Annotated in this window: 23 protein-coding genes and 1 pseudogene; 14 read left to right on the top strand and 10 right to left on the bottom strand. The window is 45.5% G+C overall.

What is annotated here, in order from left to right; genetic code table 11:
* Positions 1 to 28 precede the first annotated feature (28 nt).
* Genes JCM14467_RS00965 through JCM14467_RS00955 form a run of 3 tightly spaced genes read left to right on the top strand, consistent with a single transcriptional unit; the run spans position 29 to position 839 of the window.
* The gene (locus JCM14467_RS00965) at positions 29 to 253 is read left to right on the top strand and encodes a hypothetical protein (RefSeq protein ID WP_054848803.1); all 225 of its coding nucleotides are present in this window, start codon (positions 29 to 31) and stop codon (positions 251 to 253) included.
* Positions 244 to 513 (top strand): hypothetical protein, encoded by a 270-nt coding sequence (locus JCM14467_RS00960; RefSeq protein WP_054848802.1) that lies wholly within the window; start codon positions 244 to 246, stop codon positions 511 to 513. The genes JCM14467_RS00965 and JCM14467_RS00960 overlap by 10 nt, the downstream gene beginning before the upstream one ends.
* On the top strand, positions 510 to 839 hold the full coding sequence (locus JCM14467_RS00955; RefSeq protein WP_054848801.1) for a helix-turn-helix transcriptional regulator: 330 nt from the start codon (positions 510 to 512) through the stop codon (positions 837 to 839). The genes JCM14467_RS00960 and JCM14467_RS00955 overlap by 4 nt, the downstream gene beginning before the upstream one ends.
* 66 nt (positions 840 to 905) lie before the next feature.
* Here JCM14467_RS00955 and JCM14467_RS00950 read toward each other — a convergent pair whose 3' ends face one another.
* On the bottom strand, positions 906 to 1,289 hold the full coding sequence (locus JCM14467_RS00950) for a hypothetical protein (protein ID WP_252900295.1): 384 nt from the start codon (positions 1,287 to 1,289) through the stop codon (positions 906 to 908).
* A 63-nt stretch (positions 1,290 to 1,352) separates the two neighbouring features.
* Between JCM14467_RS00950 and JCM14467_RS00945 the strand changes: the two genes are divergently transcribed.
* The 3 genes and pseudogenes from JCM14467_RS00945 to sucD all read left to right on the top strand — a co-directional run bounded on the left by JCM14467_RS00945 (position 1,353) and on the right by sucD (position 3,655).
* Entirely contained in the window at positions 1,353 to 1,589 is a 237-nt protein-coding gene (locus tag JCM14467_RS00945) for a hypothetical protein (RefSeq protein ID WP_054848800.1), read from the top strand.
* 58 nt (positions 1,590 to 1,647) lie between these two features.
* Positions 1,648 to 2,772, top strand: coding sequence for an ADP-forming succinate--CoA ligase subunit beta (gene sucC, locus JCM14467_RS00940; RefSeq protein ID WP_054848799.1), 1,125 nt, complete (start codon positions 1,648 to 1,650; stop codon positions 2,770 to 2,772).
* Positions 2,773 to 2,777: 5 nt separating this feature from the next.
* A pseudogene (sucD, locus tag JCM14467_RS00935) lies at positions 2,778 to 3,655 on the top strand (succinate--CoA ligase subunit alpha).
* 37 nt (positions 3,656 to 3,692) lie between these two features.
* Here the strand turns inward: sucD and JCM14467_RS00930 are convergent.
* The 4 genes from JCM14467_RS00930 to JCM14467_RS00910 form a co-directional block, all read right to left on the bottom strand.
* Positions 3,693 to 4,292 (bottom strand): helix-turn-helix domain-containing protein, encoded by a 600-nt coding sequence (locus JCM14467_RS00930; RefSeq protein ID WP_054848798.1) that lies wholly within the window; start codon positions 4,290 to 4,292, stop codon positions 3,693 to 3,695.
* A 61-nt stretch (positions 4,293 to 4,353) separates the two neighbouring features.
* Entirely contained in the window at positions 4,354 to 4,938 is a 585-nt protein-coding gene (locus JCM14467_RS00925) for an NADH-quinone oxidoreductase subunit I (RefSeq protein ID WP_054848797.1), read from the bottom strand.
* 387 nt (positions 4,939 to 5,325) lie between these two features.
* Positions 5,326 to 5,691 carry a pectin acetylesterase-family hydrolase gene (locus JCM14467_RS00915; RefSeq protein WP_054848795.1) on the bottom strand — a complete coding sequence of 122 codons (366 nt, stop codon included), beginning with the start codon at positions 5,689 to 5,691 and terminating at the stop codon, positions 5,326 to 5,328.
* On the bottom strand, positions 5,684 to 5,989 hold the full coding sequence (locus tag JCM14467_RS00910; RefSeq protein ID WP_054848794.1) for a hypothetical protein: 306 nt from the start codon (positions 5,987 to 5,989) through the stop codon (positions 5,684 to 5,686). Before JCM14467_RS00910 ends, JCM14467_RS00915 begins: the two co-directional genes overlap by 8 nt.
* Before the next feature lie 185 nt (positions 5,990 to 6,174).
* On the opposite strand from JCM14467_RS00910, the gene JCM14467_RS00905 reads away from it, so the two are divergent.
* Positions 6,175 to 6,498 carry an AbrB/MazE/SpoVT family DNA-binding domain-containing protein gene (locus JCM14467_RS00905; protein WP_054848793.1) on the top strand — a complete coding sequence of 108 codons (324 nt, stop codon included), beginning with the start codon at positions 6,175 to 6,177 and terminating at the stop codon, positions 6,496 to 6,498.
* A 280-nt stretch (positions 6,499 to 6,778) separates the two neighbouring features.
* Here JCM14467_RS00905 and JCM14467_RS00900 read toward each other — a convergent pair whose 3' ends face one another.
* The 5 genes from JCM14467_RS00900 to JCM14467_RS00880 form a co-directional block, all read right to left on the bottom strand.
* On the bottom strand, positions 6,779 to 7,411 hold the full coding sequence (locus tag JCM14467_RS00900; protein ID WP_054848792.1) for an amino acid-binding protein: 633 nt from the start codon (positions 7,409 to 7,411) through the stop codon (positions 6,779 to 6,781).
* A 183-nt stretch (positions 7,412 to 7,594) separates the two neighbouring features.
* A complete protein-coding gene (locus tag JCM14467_RS00895) occupies positions 7,595 to 9,007 on the bottom strand; it encodes a hypothetical protein (protein ID WP_252900294.1) in 1,413 nt (470 codons plus the stop codon).
* Positions 8,973 to 9,422, bottom strand: coding sequence for a hypothetical protein (locus tag JCM14467_RS00890; protein WP_054848791.1), 450 nt, complete (start codon positions 9,420 to 9,422; stop codon positions 8,973 to 8,975). Before JCM14467_RS00890 ends, JCM14467_RS00895 begins: the two co-directional genes overlap by 35 nt.
* Positions 9,423 to 9,476: 54 nt before the next feature.
* Positions 9,477 to 9,941 (bottom strand): archaellin/type IV pilin N-terminal domain-containing protein, encoded by a 465-nt coding sequence (locus tag JCM14467_RS00885; RefSeq protein WP_054848790.1) that lies wholly within the window; start codon positions 9,939 to 9,941, stop codon positions 9,477 to 9,479.
* A 65-nt stretch (positions 9,942 to 10,006) separates the two neighbouring features.
* Positions 10,007 to 10,948, bottom strand: coding sequence for a type II secretion system F family protein (locus tag JCM14467_RS00880; RefSeq protein WP_252900293.1), 942 nt, complete (start codon positions 10,946 to 10,948; stop codon positions 10,007 to 10,009).
* A 62-nt stretch (positions 10,949 to 11,010) separates the two neighbouring features.
* On the opposite strand from JCM14467_RS00880, the gene JCM14467_RS00875 reads away from it, so the two are divergent.
* The 7 genes from JCM14467_RS00875 to JCM14467_RS00850 all read left to right on the top strand — a co-directional run bounded on the left by JCM14467_RS00875 (position 11,011) and on the right by JCM14467_RS00850 (position 17,138).
* Positions 11,011 to 12,078 (top strand): type II/IV secretion system ATPase subunit, encoded by a 1,068-nt coding sequence (locus JCM14467_RS00875; protein WP_252900292.1) that lies wholly within the window; start codon positions 11,011 to 11,013, stop codon positions 12,076 to 12,078.
* On the top strand, positions 12,075 to 12,470 hold the full coding sequence (locus JCM14467_RS14625; protein ID WP_252900291.1) for a hypothetical protein: 396 nt from the start codon (positions 12,075 to 12,077) through the stop codon (positions 12,468 to 12,470). Before JCM14467_RS00875 ends, JCM14467_RS14625 begins: the two co-directional genes overlap by 4 nt.
* Complete coding sequence (locus JCM14467_RS00870; protein ID WP_054848789.1) at positions 12,467 to 13,297, top strand: type II secretion system F family protein; 831 nt, start codon at positions 12,467 to 12,469, stop codon at positions 13,295 to 13,297. Before JCM14467_RS14625 ends, JCM14467_RS00870 begins: the two co-directional genes overlap by 4 nt.
* A 192-nt stretch (positions 13,298 to 13,489) precedes the next feature.
* Entirely contained in the window at positions 13,490 to 14,089 is a 600-nt protein-coding gene (locus tag JCM14467_RS00865) for a hypothetical protein (protein WP_054848788.1), read from the top strand.
* Positions 14,090 to 14,189: 100 nt separating this feature from the next.
* A complete protein-coding gene (locus JCM14467_RS00860; RefSeq protein WP_252900290.1) occupies positions 14,190 to 14,906 on the top strand; it encodes a hypothetical protein in 717 nt (238 codons plus the stop codon).
* Positions 14,903 to 15,676, top strand: a complete 774-nt coding sequence (locus JCM14467_RS00855; RefSeq protein WP_054848786.1) for a hypothetical protein — start codon at positions 14,903 to 14,905, stop codon at positions 15,674 to 15,676. The genes JCM14467_RS00860 and JCM14467_RS00855 overlap by 4 nt, the downstream gene beginning before the upstream one ends.
* Complete coding sequence (locus tag JCM14467_RS00850) at positions 15,663 to 17,138, top strand: PA14 domain-containing protein (RefSeq protein ID WP_252900289.1); 1,476 nt, start codon at positions 15,663 to 15,665, stop codon at positions 17,136 to 17,138. The genes JCM14467_RS00855 and JCM14467_RS00850 overlap by 14 nt, the downstream gene beginning before the upstream one ends.
* Positions 17,139 to 17,148: the final 10 nt, after the last annotated feature.

Here is a 17,148-nt window from a genome sequence, read left to right as displayed (position 1 = left end):
CATACACTCATTAAAGCTGCTAATCAAAATGGTAATTACGCCATTAATGCTAATATGGATAATAACACTATACGGTAACGGCACATCAACCGTTAGCTTAAACACCACGCTGACCGGCGAATTCGTAACACTACAACTACCCGTCCAACCACAGTCATACGCATTAGTCCTCGTTAATGGAACACCAACCGCATACATGATTAACGGCACATCAATAGTAGTGCCGGTTCTCGCACCGCAAGCGTGTCCATAACATACGTGCCCAAGGTATTCGTTGAAGAAGGCTTCATTGGGATGAGCGTGGGTAATGCCACGGTTAAGTTAATCATACCAAGTAACATACTCATATACAACATAACGCTATCATTAATCAGCATGAGCATGGTGAATGGCGAATTAATAATAGAGGCGAGGGGACCCGGTGAATTTCTCTACACGGTAATGCCAACCACGATTACCAAGCATACAACGCATGTAACAACAACGGCAACCCACCCACATTTCGGGTTGTGATTATAATCCTCATTGCCGTAATCATAATCGCAGCATTTACACTATATGCAATGAGAACTAGGCAAAAGCGGAGGGGAAGTGAGAAGGGTGCACTTACAGGTGAATTCCCGTCGACGCTGAGCCTCAATGATTATGAGATGGCAATAATTAGGTACCTAAGGTCCAGGGGCGGCTCCGCATTTGAAGTTGATATTTCCAGGGATTTGGGCATACCTAGGACAACCGTTTGGAGGAGCGTGAGGAGACTTGAGGAATTAGGTATTGTTAGAATTACCAAGGTTGAGGGTAGGAACATGGCCATGTTAATCAGGGATCCGGGGATTTGATTAACCCGGCAATATCGAGGAATGCCAGGAGCATGCCCTTAATCAACCCATCACCAATCCCCTGAACTAAATCCCTAAAATCCCCGAGCCATGACGAATCACCCTTAATAAGTAGGGCTGAGACGCAATGAGTGATTGGGTAATGTGGGATAAGTCGCCGTCATTAACCGCAACCCTCAATAATTCCACTGGGTTTATTGCAATTGACTCGCCACTCATTAGCCTAAGCATGCCAAGGCTTAGGCAATACAATGCGTGGAGGATAGATGCACGTCTTAGTGTATCGCCAGTTAGTTCCGTTGATTCCGAAACGGTGTATGTGAATTCCTCATGAAGGAGTTCGGCGGCCGATGATATGTAATCCCTATTACCTGCCCTAAACGCAGTCATCAACGCATTAACTATCTCATTAATCCTCAACTCCCTCACCAACTCATTCATTGAAGACATCAAATCAGTAATTCCCTGTAAGGAAAAATAAAAATTAGGGCTTAGCATAAACAATTTGTATTCATGGATAGACTTGAGGATAGGATTAGGGAATACGTCATAAGGTACATGGACCCTAATAAATTTGGCGGTAAAGTAATAGTAATCCACGGTAGAGACATCATGGAATTCACAGAGCTAAGTAAGGCTAGAAGCACGGCACTCTCAATGCCTGGAATTTCCGTATTAATCGCCGTGCCGAGGAAGGACGAGGTTGACTACTCATTCACCAGGTTTTTAAGACTTAATAAGGGTACTTAGTCCTACATCATCTAAATAATGTAAATGCTTAAATTAAGGTTAGTCTGCGTAAATTAGCGTGAGACTCCTCGAGTATAAAGGTAAGGAATTACTGAATAGGTATGGCGTCAAGATACCCAGGGGAGCAATAGTAAAGAGCCTCGACGACATAGACGTACTCAACACCCTCAAATTCCCACTCTACGCCAAGGCCCAAGTACCTTTTGCGGGCAGGGCTAAGATGGGGCTGGTGAGGAGGGTCGACAACATTAAGGACGCCGAAAACGCAGCCAGGGATTACCTGGGCAAGGTGATCCAGGACTACCCAATTAGGAAGGTGTTGTTTGAGGAGGGCGTTAACGTAGCCAAGGAGCTCTACGTATCCATAACCCTGGACAGGGAAAACAGGGGCTACCTAATGCTCGCATCCACCGAAGGAGGCATCGACATTGAGGAGGTCGCCAGGAGAAGCCCCGAGAAGATAGTTAGGCTTTACATAGACGATTACGAGGGACTTAGGGACTACATGATAAGGAACGTGGCGCAAAAACTGGGCCTAGAGGGTTCTGCAGCGCAGGATTTTGTAACTGTTGCCAAGGCCATGTATAGGGTATTCACCGAGTACGATTCTGAACTCGTCGAGATAAACCCACTGGCCCTAACGACAGATGGGCAGTTGGTGGCCCTGGACGTCAAGGTGATGATCGACGACAACTCACTATATAGGCACCCAGACATCAGTATCGAGGATAGTGACTACACCACGGAGGAACTCGAGGCCAGGAAGTACGGACTACACTACGTAGAGTTAACAGGCTACGTCGGGATAATGGCCAATGGAGCCGGCTTAACCATGGCAACCATGGACCTAGTTAAGGAGTTTGGGCATGAGCCGGCCGATTTCTTAGACGTTGGCGGTGGTGCGAGTAAGGACGCGGTTAGGGAGGGACTCAAGATGCTGTTGATAGATGATAGGATAAAGGCCGTCCTAATAAACATATTCGGCGGAATAACCAGATGCGACGAAGTAGCCAGGGGCGTTGTTGAGGCGCTGAATGAGGTTAAGACGAATAAGCCAATATTCATCAGACTCAAGGGAACTAATGAGGAGGAGGGTAGGAGGATACTGGCGGAGATAGGACTTAAAACCTATGAAACTGCTGAGGAGGCAATGGAGGCATTATCAAAGGTAATAACGAGGTGATGGGCATGGCAATACTCGTAAACGAAAACACCAAGGTCCTGGTCCAAGGAATAACGGGCAGGGAAGGCTCAAGACACGCCCAATACATGCTCCAATACGGCACCAAGGTACTGGCTGGCGTGACCCCAGGTAAGGGCGGTCAAACGGTCCATGGAGTGCCCGTCTTCGACACCGTCGAGGAAGCCCTGAGGAAGTTCCCCGACATAAACACCTCAATAATCTTCGTACCAGCACAATTCGCAGCAGACTCAGTCTACGAGGCCATAGACGCAGGCATTAAACTAATCGTAATAATCACAGAACACATACCAATACACGACGCCCTAAGATTCGTAAACTACGCAAAGAGAAAGGGAGTCACAATAATAGGGCCAAACTGCCCAGGAGTCGTCAGCCCACTAAAGTCCAAGGTAGGCATACTACCAAACCACATATACACCAAGTCAGGACCCGTAGGCATAGTCTCGAGGAGTGGGACCCTGACCTACGAAATATCCTACCACCTAACCCAGGCAGGCATTGGCCAATCAACCGTAGTCGGCATCGGCGGAGACCCAATAATCGGCACAGACATGCTCGAGGTAGTTAAGATGTTTGAGGAGGACCCAGAGACCAAGTACATAGTCGTCATTGGCGAGATAGGTGGAACAATGGAGGAGAGGCTAGCCCAGTACATTGGCTCGGGCAAGGTAACTAAGCCCGTGGTCGCTACATATCAGGTAGGACAGCACCACCAGGCAAGAGAATGGGACATGCAGGAGCCATAGTGAGCATGGGAATGGGCTCATATGAAAGCAAGGTAAAGGCGTTCCAGGAAGTCAACGTACCCGTGGCTAGGACGCCAACAGAGGTTGTTAAGTTAATAAAGCAGTACATACGTTAATACGTCGCCATTCCATAATCATAAATTTAAACTAAAATCATAACGACATACCATTACTCACGTGAAGATCTATGTAATCATTAAGAAGTATCTTAACAAGGCCCTCATTAATGATAGCACTAATAATCTCGAGATAAGCATCGGCAGGCGTGGCGGACTTTATTGTTATGCCAAAAGACCTACTAATACTCCTAATATTATCAGTACACTCCTGAAGCAACGGACACCTCGGACAAGCCCTCGGCGACTCCTTACCATTAATAATCACAAGACCAGCCCTCTGATCAACAATAGCACCCTTATCATTGAGGACCTCAAGCACGGCATAATCACCGAAGCCCCTAACCCTATACACAAGAAAAATCGTAGCAGCCAAGTAATAACCACCATCCTTCCTAACCAACCAACCACGACTAATGAGGGCATTCAAATACCTAAAGACCTTGGACTTGGGCATGTTCAACCTCCTAATAAGCTCCGTGGGACTAGCCACGCCGAAGGCAATGAGCTTAAGGAGCTTAGCCCTATCGATCTGAACACCATAATCAAAATTATACTCACTCAATATGCGAATACCACCACTAATCACACTTTGGAACTTCGGAATCCTAATACCAACCCTCGCCCTAATACTCATCAAGCGAATAGGTGCAAACAAGGTATAAACCAGTTACTCCCCAAACCACTAGGTTGAACGGCTATGCCGTTGATGACTCAGCCTCAGCGGCAGCACCACCCGACCTCTCAATTACCTTATCAAGCTCCTCGAGTCTCTTCTTAATCTCGTCCTTGGGCATCGCAATCTTCAGTAACTTGCCATCCCTAATCTCATACTTAATAACCCTCTCAGCCTCGTCATAGATATACTCAGGTGGTCTCGACATATCCTCAGGCTTAAACTTAACCTCATCAAAATCCACGTAGGCGATGTCATGAATCGGCGTGGGAATTAACGCACCCACTGGACATGCATCAACACAGAAGTGGCACAGGATACATTCTGTATAGCGTATTCCTGGGTAAAACTTGCCATTCGGTGCTCTGTACATTTGTATTGCGTTCACAGGGCACGCCCATGCGCATTGGAAGCAGCTGATGCACTTCTTGATATCTAGTAGTATCCAGCCTCGAAATCTCTCGGGTACCCACCTCATTTCCCGTGGGTATTGTATCGTTAGTCTATTTGGCTCCACGACCTCCTTAAACCCAGTTATTAATGCCTTAGCATGATAGACGATGTCTTCGGCAAGGGTTCCCCTGGGTTGCTTTATTTTTATGACCACGTCGCCTATTATGTCCTTGGAGTATTTTAAGCTTTGTGCTGGATTCTCACCGCAATATGGATATTATTGCTAATTTGGCAATTGAAGCAGTAATAATTCTCAATTTCTCTTCCAGCCAGGGTACTCTAGCGAGAAAACAATGACCTGCTTCAAAACGAAGGAAAAATAAAAACCGCTTTTGTTTGGAGACATTAATTCAAGGAAGCCCCAACTCTGTTCGGCTGTCTCCAGGGTAGAGTGTGGATTGATTGTGGATGCGAGGTCAGGGCCTGAGTCGTCAATCACTATTAGGTTTGGATCATTAAATATCTATATTGCGTAGTAGGAGAGGAGAGCTGTGCCGAAGCCGCCGGCACTCGATCCAGCAAGGACTACCTGCTTCCAGGGTCACTGGGTGGCTGCCCACCTCATCGCGATTATTGCATTGACGAAGCCGTCATGGTACGTAGTCACGCAGTCCATCATGCCGTTAATGCCAATGCCGCAGTATTCCATGACCCTGTCCCCAGAGAATACGTCGCCGGTGTTATATGGGATGAATATGAAGGTCCAATTCCTGAATGGGTTCAGTGGGTTGCTCCTATTTAGTATTCCAGTGTATGCGAATAGCTCGTTCCAAATGTTGTAGGGGTTTGAGGACATTGTTAGTACAGTCCTAACACCAAGCACTGGGTACCAACACGTGTAGTAATCCGTACATGCACCACCAGGTTCTAGGAAAATTAGGAGCTTATCCTCCGTACCCCTACTCACTAGTATTAGGTTCTATTGCCATCACCAGCTGGCTTGGGTAGTTAATGGGTAGGCTACTCAGGCTGGGCATGCCGGCTAGGGACACGTTGAATGGATTTGCGTAGTATGGTTCAAGGATTATCCTAAGGTCTGTGGTGCAGTTTAGTGGCATGGAGTTGCATTCGTAGGGGGTTAGGATGAATGATTGAAGTGTATAAATTGACTGTGCTGCATAGGCACCGTGGGCCTGGACGACTATTACCAGTATTGCTAGTATTGATATCACGGTGAGAGCCCTATAGATTCTGTAGCGCATCATAGTTATTTACTTATGTAAAGTCTTTTAAACTTTATCTATATTTATCCTAAATAGTAGGTAACCAATAAAAGATCTATCCCTCATGGGCGAATATCGTTACTTAATTTTTGCCTTTATCTATCAATTTCTCTTTTATTATCTTTGCTGAAAACCTTTTATTTTTGAGTCTAAGTCTAATAATTAACATGTCGAAAGGCAAGCCCGTTGATGGTCTTCCATATAGGGTTAGGGTTTACATTAATAACCAAGTCCTTTTACCTGCCATGTTGGTTAGGGTTCTTAATATTGAACACCTTCGATATGCGAATATAGTCATTAGGTATGATGGTAATGTAATTACGCTAGACAGAGTACTCCTACTTAGGGCTAGGCATACGGCTAGTAGGCAGTTCACAATACCGAAGGAGGTCAGGGAGAAGTACGGGATAAAACCATTTGATGAAATTGAAATACTCAGTATAAAGCCAGCAGGGATGAAGGAGGTGGAACACCAAGCAATTGGGCATTGAAGCCTTTTAATTAAAATGGTGTTTAATTCAAATTCTTTAAATTTCACCATAAATGGTTTTAAGCATAGTCATACAGGGCCTTTAGCTATCATTAATTTAATGAGGTTAAATTAGTCGCACTAATTACTCCGTAAAATAAGTAAACATGCTAGCCTGCGGGAGCCAACCCAAGTGTTACTGTTACGAGAAGGATCAGGCGCATGTCTTATTAAAATTGGGGCGCTGATGCGCACGTTATTTCCTTAGTGAATTTACGAAAATCATCTCAAGAGGATGGCGCCTAAACATTGTTATGGTTTAGGATTGATAAGGACAGAGGTTTGGCCGTGGCTACGTATGTATTGCCCTGCTTAATTATTGTTATTGCGTGGAGTCTTGAGTACGCCGTGTTTAATAGCCCATGTATGTAGCCTTCGGTGAAGGCTAGATTCAACTCCTCATCAAATGGCGCCATGAATTCGACCTTGATTTCATCCCTCGATATTCTTAAGTCTCTGAGCACGAGCCTATTGTATGCCGTAGCCGTGTATAGGTAGGTCTTTATCGTGGTCGCTGGGTCCCCAATGGGTATTTCCGTAACCACCGATTTGGCATACTCATAACCAAACCTATAGAGAACCCTTTCTACCTCCCTAGCACCAACCTGCACCAACACAGTCCTGAGGGCCGAGAGGAATTGTCCCCAGGAAAACGCAAGTGGTATTATAGGTGTATTCAGGATCCCCAATACTTCAATATCCTTAATAGTGCCTAGGTTATGGATGCTGCCCACATTATCATCTATATCAAGCATTATTGCATGCGAGTTCCCGATTATGTTCCTTATGTTAATACCCTGATTAAGCAGCGATGCCGTTATTTCATTGAGTATTCCGGGCCTGTCCCTAATCACCTTTATTAATAACCAGGGCATCATTCAATTCACTATTTCCTCACTTTTAAATCTTAGTACTATCTTATTAAAAGTACGCACATGCATATGGTTTTAATATCAAAGTATAAAGTATTAAACATGTACCGGCTAAAAACCATTAAAAGTTAATGAGGAAAGGAGTTGTTTATATTTACATAATTATGAAATAATGACTTACCGCATTTACTTACCAATGCATATATAGTCCCAATAAGCCACACCTTGAAACTTATAGTAGCCTTGGTATGGGTTTGGGAGGTATATGCCGAAGCCCACGTATTGATATGTCGGATTACCCGTTATGTAATTACTCACGGTGAGTACGTAGTTCATCCATGTGTCTGCGAGTATTGTACCCCCCTCAACGTTGTTTATGTTATTTCCATTCACATTAAATAGGCTCTGTATTGCAGCATCCAGGTTATTCACAACCCCACTTCCTGAGGGGCTGGGATTTATCGTATTTAATGACCAATAGACGATTATTACCTTGCCATTGTTCGTAACGATGATGATGAAGAACACCGTGCTGTTGACTGTGAACTGCGCTGGATATAGGTAAACAGATACATGTGGGTAATTGCCAACCTTTATCTTTAGGGAGGAGACGTCGTAGTAGTACATAACTACGTAGTAGTTGTATGAACCGAATTCCTCAATGGCGTATGTATATATTGGGTTGGGAGCTCCATTAATGCTTCCCTGGACTGCCATAACGCCCCAGTACGGGTTTAATGTGACCTGGGGGTACGTAATGACATTTAAGCCTTTTAATGTAGCGTTTCCCACATATCCAAACGCCATGTTTTGGCTCTGGCATTGCGTAGGAGGTGATAATGCAGTGCCTGGTGATGGCTGTTGCACATTTATTTGCATTGTGGGTACTGTTTCCGTATAGTTATTCACCAGCACCGTTACCGGCACCGTTATTACCCCAGCGCCCGATATACTGACTGGTATTGTCACTGCGGTTGAGCTTCCTGGCGGCATTATCGTGCTGTTTATTATTGTGTTTCCGTTTACGTTAGCCACAACCGTGGCGTTGACCCACCCCGTGGAATTATTCGTTAGTAAAACAATTGCTTGTACCGTACTTATTGAGCCCAGGTAGACCACTGATGGCGTTATTACGCTTACCTCTATTGGTCCTCTGTAGAGGTTTATGCTTGGTGTTAAGCCGTTGACTGCGGGTATCGTTATCACAAGATTTCCTATCCCTTCATTGACCAATGCATTTGGTACTATTACGTATGTAGTATCGCCATTAACCACGTAACTGCAGTATTGCATGTACTGCGTGTCTCCCATGTCGTATGTGCACACGACCTTGGCATTACTGAGTGGTGCGGCGCCGCTCATCTTTATGGCAATTACGTAGTTATTACCTACGGTACTGAAGCCCATTAGGGACGTACTAACTTTAGTGCTCATGAGGGATTCCAGTGACTGTTGCTTCTCGGTTACGTACCTACTGAAGCCATTGAGTACTGAGTAGATTATGGCTAGGGTGATTATCACTATCATAATTATCAAGACCATTACGTACAACTCCCCCAAGCCCCTACTGCCCAAGCTCCTTCTCAACCGTGAACCCATCACAGGAGACCACCTTCACGTCGTAATTCGTGCCGTAGGGTATACTTAAGCTCGTGTAGTTGAGTATCACCACCTGCCCCGGATTCAACCTAACTATTGGGTTTGTTATGCAATTATTCGTTGATGCCACTTGGTATATCACGGATTCATTTAGTACGTATACGCCCGATATGGCGCATTGCGTATTACCATAGTCGTAAATGGCTATGCCCATGGAACTTATTGACGAGCCCGACACGTTGAAGGCGACGTTCATTATAGTGAACTCACAGGAACGGGTAAATGCATTCGCCAATGAGTAGCCGAGTGATTCCAGGTATCCGTAGAAGTAGCCGAAGATTAGTAGGCTGAGGGCTACGGCTATTACGAGTAATATCGTCGCACCAACAACCTCACTAATACCCGTGGAGGTCATGGAAAATCACTTATGATGCAATTTTGACTTAAAATGCTTAATGTACCCACCTGACTACGATGATGCTACCACGGTTATAGCATATTTAGTACCGCTTGATGTCACGAACAGTAATTCATACGATGTACCTGGCTTCACACCAAGAGCTGACGCAAAGTTTGAACTATTTGTAACTGGTTCAGTTGACCCAGGGGTTATTGAGACTGAACTTATTGGTATTTGGCCTATTAGGTTGCCGTTTGTTGCGTTTAGTAGGTAAACGCCTGTTATTGTTATTGTTACTGATCCCGTATTCTGTACGTAGGCCACTAACCCCTTTGATACCGATAGGCTTGCGGCAACTACTTGGAATTGCTCTGGTGTTGCCATTGAGCTCACCTTGGTTGTTGTTGCTGTTAGGTATCCGCTGAACCACATGTATAGTAGTACTGCGGCTACCACGGTTATGACTATGAGTAGTATGGCGGCTACAATTGGCTCTATACCTAGGCTTTTTCTTTTATTTCTATTTCCCACCATCAATTTCTAATTCACACACCACCTTATAAATTTTTCTCTTAATACACTAATTTTCTTTAATTTCTTTATATAATATGCAGATACGTCATTACATACATTACATAATTTATTAATGTAATTATCATTATTAGGATGGATGCGTGCATTAAGCCTACCGTGGGTTTTCCATAAACTATTCTTCCAATTATTAATCCGGCTATTACTGATTGTATTACGCCACCTATTACTATGACTGATGAGAATAGTTGTACATTAATTGTGGGGATTACTAGGGTCGTGATACCACTTACTGATGTGCTAAGTGATATCTTGCTTATGCTTGGTACCATTAGGTAAATTATTACGCCGGCAAGCACCACGTATATCACCATCACCACATAAATGAGTGCCAGGTATGGCTTGACCTGGTTTGTCCTGTCCAGGTAATAACTCACTGTGTCCTCAAAGGATTTATACGCCATGTCGAGGGTTTCCTGAAGCCTTGCTCCAGACCTTATCGCCGTATCGAGTATCATCGCGAGCATTGCCAGGTAATCATTACCAAGCTCCCTTGACGCCCTGGTTAAGTCCTCCTTAATTGTTGTTATGCCCATGCTCTCCTTCATGATTGACTCAATCAACATCCTACTCAACCTGCCCCCACCAACCCTTGCTAGCATCTCCGCAACATTGCTGAGGGATTGACCCGAGCTTAGGCCATCCCTAAGTATCCTAATTATTGTGGGCGTTTCCATGAGTATCTCATTATTAATCCTCCACAGCCTGTACTCCGTGATTGCCAGTGGTAGTAGTTCCAGGGCTATGGCTATCGCGGTTAATGTGGCTCCCAATATGCTGTAGGGTATTGGTATATTAAGCACTAACCTGCCAATGCTCACCTGCACGGTGGTTCTCGGTAGTATCATGTATGGTGTCGTAATCGTGATCGCCACAGCCACCATTGTCACCAACTGCAGCTCCGTCCTTCTCTGCATACTAACCGCACTGCCTGGGTTAAATCTCAACAAAGTTATAAGTCTAAACCTTTAAAATTAAAAATTTATAACCTGATGAATTAAAATAATACTTGGTGTTTAAGGAAGAGGTTGAGTTAATTGATGAGTACGAGGTCATTAAGGGATTGGTTGGTGTAGTTATTGTTAGGGATAGAAAAACCGGGCTTTACCTGTACAACGTGATTGAGCCAATACTCAGTGATAATGCGGGTAAGGTGCTTACGAAGTCGAGGGAAGTACTAAGGATGAGTAATAAACTACCTGAGGGCAATGATGTTGAGGGTTACCTAAGGTCATTAATTAATGAGGTGATGAGTAGATTGAGGATTAGGTTAAGTGATGATGAGTTGAAAGGAGTAATGTATTACTTGCTACGGGATACGGTGGGTTATGGTAAGATTGACCCATTAATCAGGGATGACTATATCGAGGACGTCAACGTCAACGGACCCAATAAACCGGTCTACGTATGGCACAGCAGGTATGAGCACCTTAGGACCAACATCATCCTTAGTCATGACGAGTTGGGTAGTCTCATTGTGAAGATTAGTCAGAGGATTGGTAAGAACGTTAGCTCGGCATACCCAATACTCGAGGGATTACTGCCTGAGGGCCTTAGGGTTGAGCTTGGTCTTAGGGATGTATCGCCATATGGTCCAATAATCACCATTAGGAAGTTTAGGGCTAACCCCATAACCGTCATTGATTTAATAATTGATGGTGTAATCAATGCTGAGGTGGCTGCGACTCTATGGTTCATGCTTGAGAATGGGATTAACATGGTGATTATTGGGCCGACTGGCGCAGGTAAAACAACATTGCTTAATGCATTACTATTCCTAATAAGACCCGAGGCTAGGATTGTGACCATTGAGGATACTAGGGAGATTAATCTACCGCATGAGCAGTGGGTCCCACTGGTCACTAGGGAGTCCGAGACGCCTGGCGTGCAGAATGTTACGGCTTACGACTTGGTCAAAGTCTCGATGAGGATAAGGCCTGACTACCTAGTCATTGGTGAGCTTAGGGGTGAGGAGGCTTATGTTTTCTTCCAGGGACTGGCCAGTGGTCATAATGGCTTAACCACGATACACGCCAGTTCCCTGAATGCTGCCGTGAGGAGGTTGATGCTAAGCCGATGAATGTGCCGCCGGCCCTTATACCATTGATTAACGTCTTCATACTCATTAATAGGGTTAAGGTGGGTGGTAGGATTGTTAGGCGTGTCATCGACGTGACTGAGCTCCTCGACATAGCCAGGGGTAGCCTAAAGACAAACACACTATTTAGGTGGAATAAAGATAAGGATGCTATCGTTAAGTTGGGCGACAGCGCTTTAATAGCTGACTTAATCAGGATGGGTAGGGTATCGCAGGAGGAAGTGGATACCGAGCTTAAGAGGAGGGGTGAGATCATGAAAGCCATGGCTAGGTATGGATTTAGGTCTCCGGAGGCCGTCTTTAGGGTCACGAGGAATTACTACATTGACCCTGAGAGGACGTATAGGGCCGTAGTCAGCGGTGAACTGCCTTGATTAACCCATTGACGGCCTATAGGCGTTGGGTTAATGACTACGTTAATAGGCTCTACATGCTCAGTGGTTATGACTTCAACAGGGACTTCGTAACCTTATTAGTCACGTATGTACCATTCATAGCTGCAATATTAACCCTGGCCTATGCATTGGTGCCAATAATGGTCATGAGGAGTATCCTACTCATCATGATTATTGTATTACTCATTGACTACCTATCCGTGTTGATGTACATTAATGCCAAGGTTTACGTAAGGGCTAGTCACTTTGAGAAGCGCCTGGCTAATACGTTGATGATGATGATACCCCTGGTGGCGAGTGGTGTTACTCTTGAGGAGTTAATAAGTACTTTAGCGAGCATTGAGAGGGACCCGTACATAGCCAGGGAGTTTAAGTTAATACTTAGGGATGTGAGGGAGGGCGGCATGGACGTACTCACGGCATTGAGGTTAAGCCTCAACCGTGTCCCATCAAGGACGTATAGTGAGGTATTCGGACTAATCGCAGAGACCTACCTAGTTAGTGCTAACCTAGCCGACATACTAATGCTTAAGCTCGAATACCTAATTAGGAATAAGTATAATAAGTTGAGAAGCACCACCCAGGTACTCAGTTTATTCATGGAGATGTACCTGGTCGTGGCGCTACTCCTACCAATACTCCTAGTCCTCATCATAGTCACAATAACACCACTAGGCCCTATATACCTAGGACCCATAGCCCTCGACCCAACCCTAGTCCTCCTAATAACAACAATGGTATACTCACCGGTGATGGGTTACGTAATGTACCTACTAATAGATGCAACAATATCCTCAATAGAGTGATTAAGCCCAAAGCCCAAACTACCTAGAACATACACATTTCTACTTAGTTTTTAAACTAAGGAAAACGAAATGCGTAAAATTAACTAAGATAGCAAAGATTTCAAAAACAATCACAACTTAAAATAACTTAATTAAACGCAAGGAGAAAAAGAAAGAAAGATTTATAAATAGGATTGAAAAATAGGGGACGATATGGCCAATAATAAACTGAATAAGAGGAGGCTCGCAGTGCTAGCAATGATAGTACTGGCTGCAGTGGCTACTGTGGTGTTGGCTGACGTGATATACATATACACAGGCCAAATAACGGCCAAACCGTACACAACCACGCCGCTCGTCTTCTCCACAGGTCCTAATGCCGGTCCGTCCAACACAGCCGCTGAACCATTCATAAACTTCACAGGGACTAGCGGAGGCACAGGCTTCACAGCCACCATAGCATTAACCAACTCGAGCGCCGCATACTTCTACGAGGCCGGTGAGTTGACGGTTAATACAGGTGGCACCTTATACGTTACTAGTGTCTCGACTAGCGGCTCTGGCATGATAAGTGGTATGACCATCTACATAGCCCCAATATCAAGCCCAAACTCGCCAGTGTGCACATTCCAAGTACTTAATGGGGGCAGCACGACTGTGCCCACCACATCCTGCACATTGAGTAGTGGTACTACGTACTATGTAAACATATACGTGACTCCAAACACGCCAATACACAGTACTTATAGTGAGACTGTTACCGTGAACTTCGGTTACGACGTAGTCAGCAACACGGTAGTCTTACCACCATAAAGGTGAGCACCTTGTGACCTTAAGTCAAAACCTAAAAATTTTCCTCCTTGTTTCCATACCCCTCATCCTCCTTGCCCTAATTGCCATTTGGGGTAGTGCCGTGTTGGCTCCCTCCATTGTTAGGCAGGTATCATTGAGTAATGTTCCATATGTTAAGGTTTCATCCATTAATGTTACGAGTACGGGCGTATACATTAAGTTGGCGATTATTAAACAGGGAGGTCTAGACTTCACGCCGGTTGGTGGTTGGGTTGAGGTCGTGGATACTGGTCAATACAGTAACGTCAGTAACGGCTTATTTGCGGTGCTACCCCTGACGCCCCAGTACATTGGCTTGAGCAATGTTGGTGTTAAGGGCATGATTTACGGTTACTTAAACGGTAGTAAGGCATACATCGCCTTCTTTGATATTGTGCCTATACACGTTGTTAATTCGATAAGCATTACGAACTTCACATACGTGAATTGCACACTCACGGTATACCTCAACACGTCACTGGTTGTTCCGGCAATCATTAATTACGCGGTTAACGTCTCATTATTCACGACGTATACCCACCAATACGTCTTTAGCACGGTAAACCACGTGTTCGATGTAGGTCTAAGTATCCCGCCTGGTAACCACGTAGTCAAGGTGGAGCTTCCCATTAAACCTGGCGGTATGGGTTATACCTACATATACGGCTGTGCCGTGGAGCCCGGCGTTTATTACACGCTCTACATGCCCACAAGCATCACCTACGTCTACCCAACGGGTAATGTCACTGAGTTCACGTTATTCATAAGAATTATTAAGATTGAGGGTGGTTCATCATGAGGGTTGAGGTGCTTATCCTACTCGCCCTGGTCCTCGCCTTTCTGATATCCTGGCTACTCATCCCTGCCTGGACTGTCTCAGGGTCTAATTACAGCCTTAGGTTGATGCCCTGGGGCTTCGTCATAACCTTCTTCGGGACCACGTATGTGGTCCCACCACCCACTGTTTACCTGGTGCTTGTTTTCTCGATAGACTCTGCCCTAGTTCCCATTATTTGGAGGAGGAGTGTTTACTCGCTTTATCTATCGGCTTTGCTGGCTGTGCTATCACTAACAATGCTTATTGACACAATACTCTTCCAACAGAGGTACCTACAGGTGAGGGGATTCGTTATCGCGCCGACACCCAATGGCTATGCATACATAGAATTGCCCCATACGTCGGCTCTCGGCATTCCGACTTACCTATTGATTGCCGCCGTAGCCATAGCCTTACTCAACATGTTCACCAGGGCTAGGTGGTTAAGGCTTAGGCGCTGGTCCCTGCCAGTGGCTGTTAGGGAGTACGGCGCACTCACGGCGATTAGGCAGGCACTTGATAGGCTTGGCATTCCATATGTGGAGGTTCAGGATGGGATTGCTGTGGGTGACTTGGTCATTAAGGTTGCTGGTGGTAAGGTCATGCTTTCACTTAATAAGGTGGGTAATGCCAAGGTCAATGGTGGGGTTGAGACAGGCATGGAGGATGCCATTGCCTACGCTATTTGTGAAGCAATTAAGGAGTCGCTGAAGGGCTTAGTGACCGAGGTTGTTGAGTATGCCGAGGAGTAATCTCTACCTAACATTGGCGGTTGTGGCTATGGTTATTACATTATTGTTTCTAATCGCAGTAATCGCTGACGTAATCTACGTATATAACGCAGCCGTAGGCTCGAATACTAAGACCATAATATCCACGGCGGCTGGTTCGTACTCAAGCCCCTGCGGTGTAGTAAGTTCCTGGCAACCCACTAGCACGGGCTTCTCATCAACCATAACCGCTATCACTCTAAGCACGGCAAATGGATACGTAATACACGTACCAACACCACTGGTTAAACTAAGTACTTACTACGGCGGTAAACTAACCATGGGGATAAAGCCCAATAACTACGTAAGTAGTGCCAGCGTTAACGGGACAACGATCTACCCAGGCACGGGTTCTCTAAGTCTCGGTGTGGGTACCTACATGCTTTACGAGAATGCCACGATAACAACACCATTAACAAGCCCAATCACGCTCTACGGAACATACAACTACACACCTGCGGGTGGTGTGACGTACATTTACACCTTCACCGAGACCATACAGGCACCTAGTGCGGATGTCATGAACCTGCTCGATGGATATCAGGCGTGGTATGTGCCCCATGTTTACCAAGGCGATGATCAAGGTAGCTTCACCACTTCCTGGCCTGTTTATTACGGACCATCCACATCACCAAGTAACTACTGGTACTACATATCAACCAGCATTAACCAGCCCATCCTAAAGATGGTTAGTTCAGCGTATAGTTGGTCCTCGGGCGCCATGTTTTGGCAGGAGTACTACAGTGGTGGTACAATCACCATAACGATGATCGGTGTGTACTCTAACAACGGGACGCCAAGCTCCTCGCGAGCCTACCCCTACGTTGGTGATGGGTACATAGTCTACCTATTCCTAAAACCAACCGCGTGGGGCATTAACAGCGCCTCTAACTACACAATACCTTACAGGGCATCTAACACATATACAGGCTTTATAGTATCGCCTGTGCAGGGCGACGTCATGTTCCCACAAAGCTCATCAACTTACTTGGTCATTGAGTGGAACCCACTCTGGCAATACGCATACACGACCAACGGCGCCACTGGTCAGTGGAATGTTTGGGTGGTCTCAACATATTATTTTTACTTCTTTATGTACGTAGTTATTAATCCATACCCATCGCCTAACCTGGGCTCTCCATACCACGGTTGGGACGGTATTGGAACTGGCTACTTCCAGCCCAACCCAGGTGATTACATATGTATCACCGTGAGTTACAACCCAAGCACAAACACCCTGAGCGGCATTGCCTACGACATGAACACCGGACAATCAGCAAGCTTCACGCTGAACCTAAACGGCTACTTCACGCCACCAGCCAGTGGTAATTACGTGTTTGGCGTGGCCGGCACCAACGGTGCTGGGCAGGCTAATTGGGGTATAGTTTACGTTAATTACCAGGCTGATGAGTCCGTGAAGGCCTTTGCATTAAGCACCATGTAGAAATACCAAG

Source organism: Vulcanisaeta sp. JCM 14467 (assembly GCF_001316245.1).
GTDB lineage: Archaea > Thermoproteota > Thermoprotei > Thermoproteales > Thermocladiaceae > Vulcanisaeta.
Note: the sequence above shows the minus strand (reverse complement) of the source record. Positions and strands in the feature narration are given on the sequence as shown.

Bases quoted from the DNA above. Each gene is read 5' to 3' on its own strand.
- JCM14467_RS00965 (WP_054848803.1), top strand. From the start codon at position 29: ATGGTAATTACGCCATTAATGCTAATATGGATAATAACACTATACGGT.
- JCM14467_RS00950 (WP_252900295.1), bottom strand. From the start codon at position 1,289: ATGTCTTCAATGAATGAGTTGGTGAGGGAGTTGAGGATTAATGAGATA.
- JCM14467_RS00945 (WP_054848800.1), top strand. From the start codon at position 1,353: ATGGATAGACTTGAGGATAGGATTAGGGAATACGTCATAAGGTACATG.
- JCM14467_RS00930 (WP_054848798.1), bottom strand. From the start codon at position 4,292: ATGAGTATTAGGGCGAGGGTTGGTATTAGGATTCCGAAGTTCCAAAGT.
- JCM14467_RS00910 (WP_054848794.1), bottom strand. From the start codon at position 5,989: ATGATGCGCTACAGAATCTATAGGGCTCTCACCGTGATATCAATACTA.
- JCM14467_RS00905 (WP_054848793.1), top strand. From the start codon at position 6,175: ATGTCGAAAGGCAAGCCCGTTGATGGTCTTCCATATAGGGTTAGGGTT.
- JCM14467_RS00900 (WP_054848792.1), bottom strand. From the start codon at position 7,411: ATGCCCTGGTTATTAATAAAGGTGATTAGGGACAGGCCCGGAATACTC.
- JCM14467_RS00895 (WP_252900294.1), bottom strand. From the start codon at position 9,007: ATGGGTTCACGGTTGAGAAGGAGCTTGGGCAGTAGGGGCTTGGGGGAG.
- JCM14467_RS00890 (WP_054848791.1), bottom strand. From the start codon at position 9,422: ATGACCTCCACGGGTATTAGTGAGGTTGTTGGTGCGACGATATTACTC.
- JCM14467_RS00885 (WP_054848790.1), bottom strand. From the start codon at position 9,941: ATGGTGGGAAATAGAAATAAAAGAAAAAGCCTAGGTATAGAGCCAATT.
- JCM14467_RS14625 (WP_252900291.1), top strand. From the start codon at position 12,075: ATGAATGTGCCGCCGGCCCTTATACCATTGATTAACGTCTTCATACTC.
- JCM14467_RS00865 (WP_054848788.1), top strand. From the start codon at position 13,490: ATGGCCAATAATAAACTGAATAAGAGGAGGCTCGCAGTGCTAGCAATG.
- JCM14467_RS00855 (WP_054848786.1), top strand. From the start codon at position 14,903: ATGAGGGTTGAGGTGCTTATCCTACTCGCCCTGGTCCTCGCCTTTCTG.
- JCM14467_RS00850 (WP_252900289.1), top strand. From the start codon at position 15,663: ATGCCGAGGAGTAATCTCTACCTAACATTGGCGGTTGTGGCTATGGTT.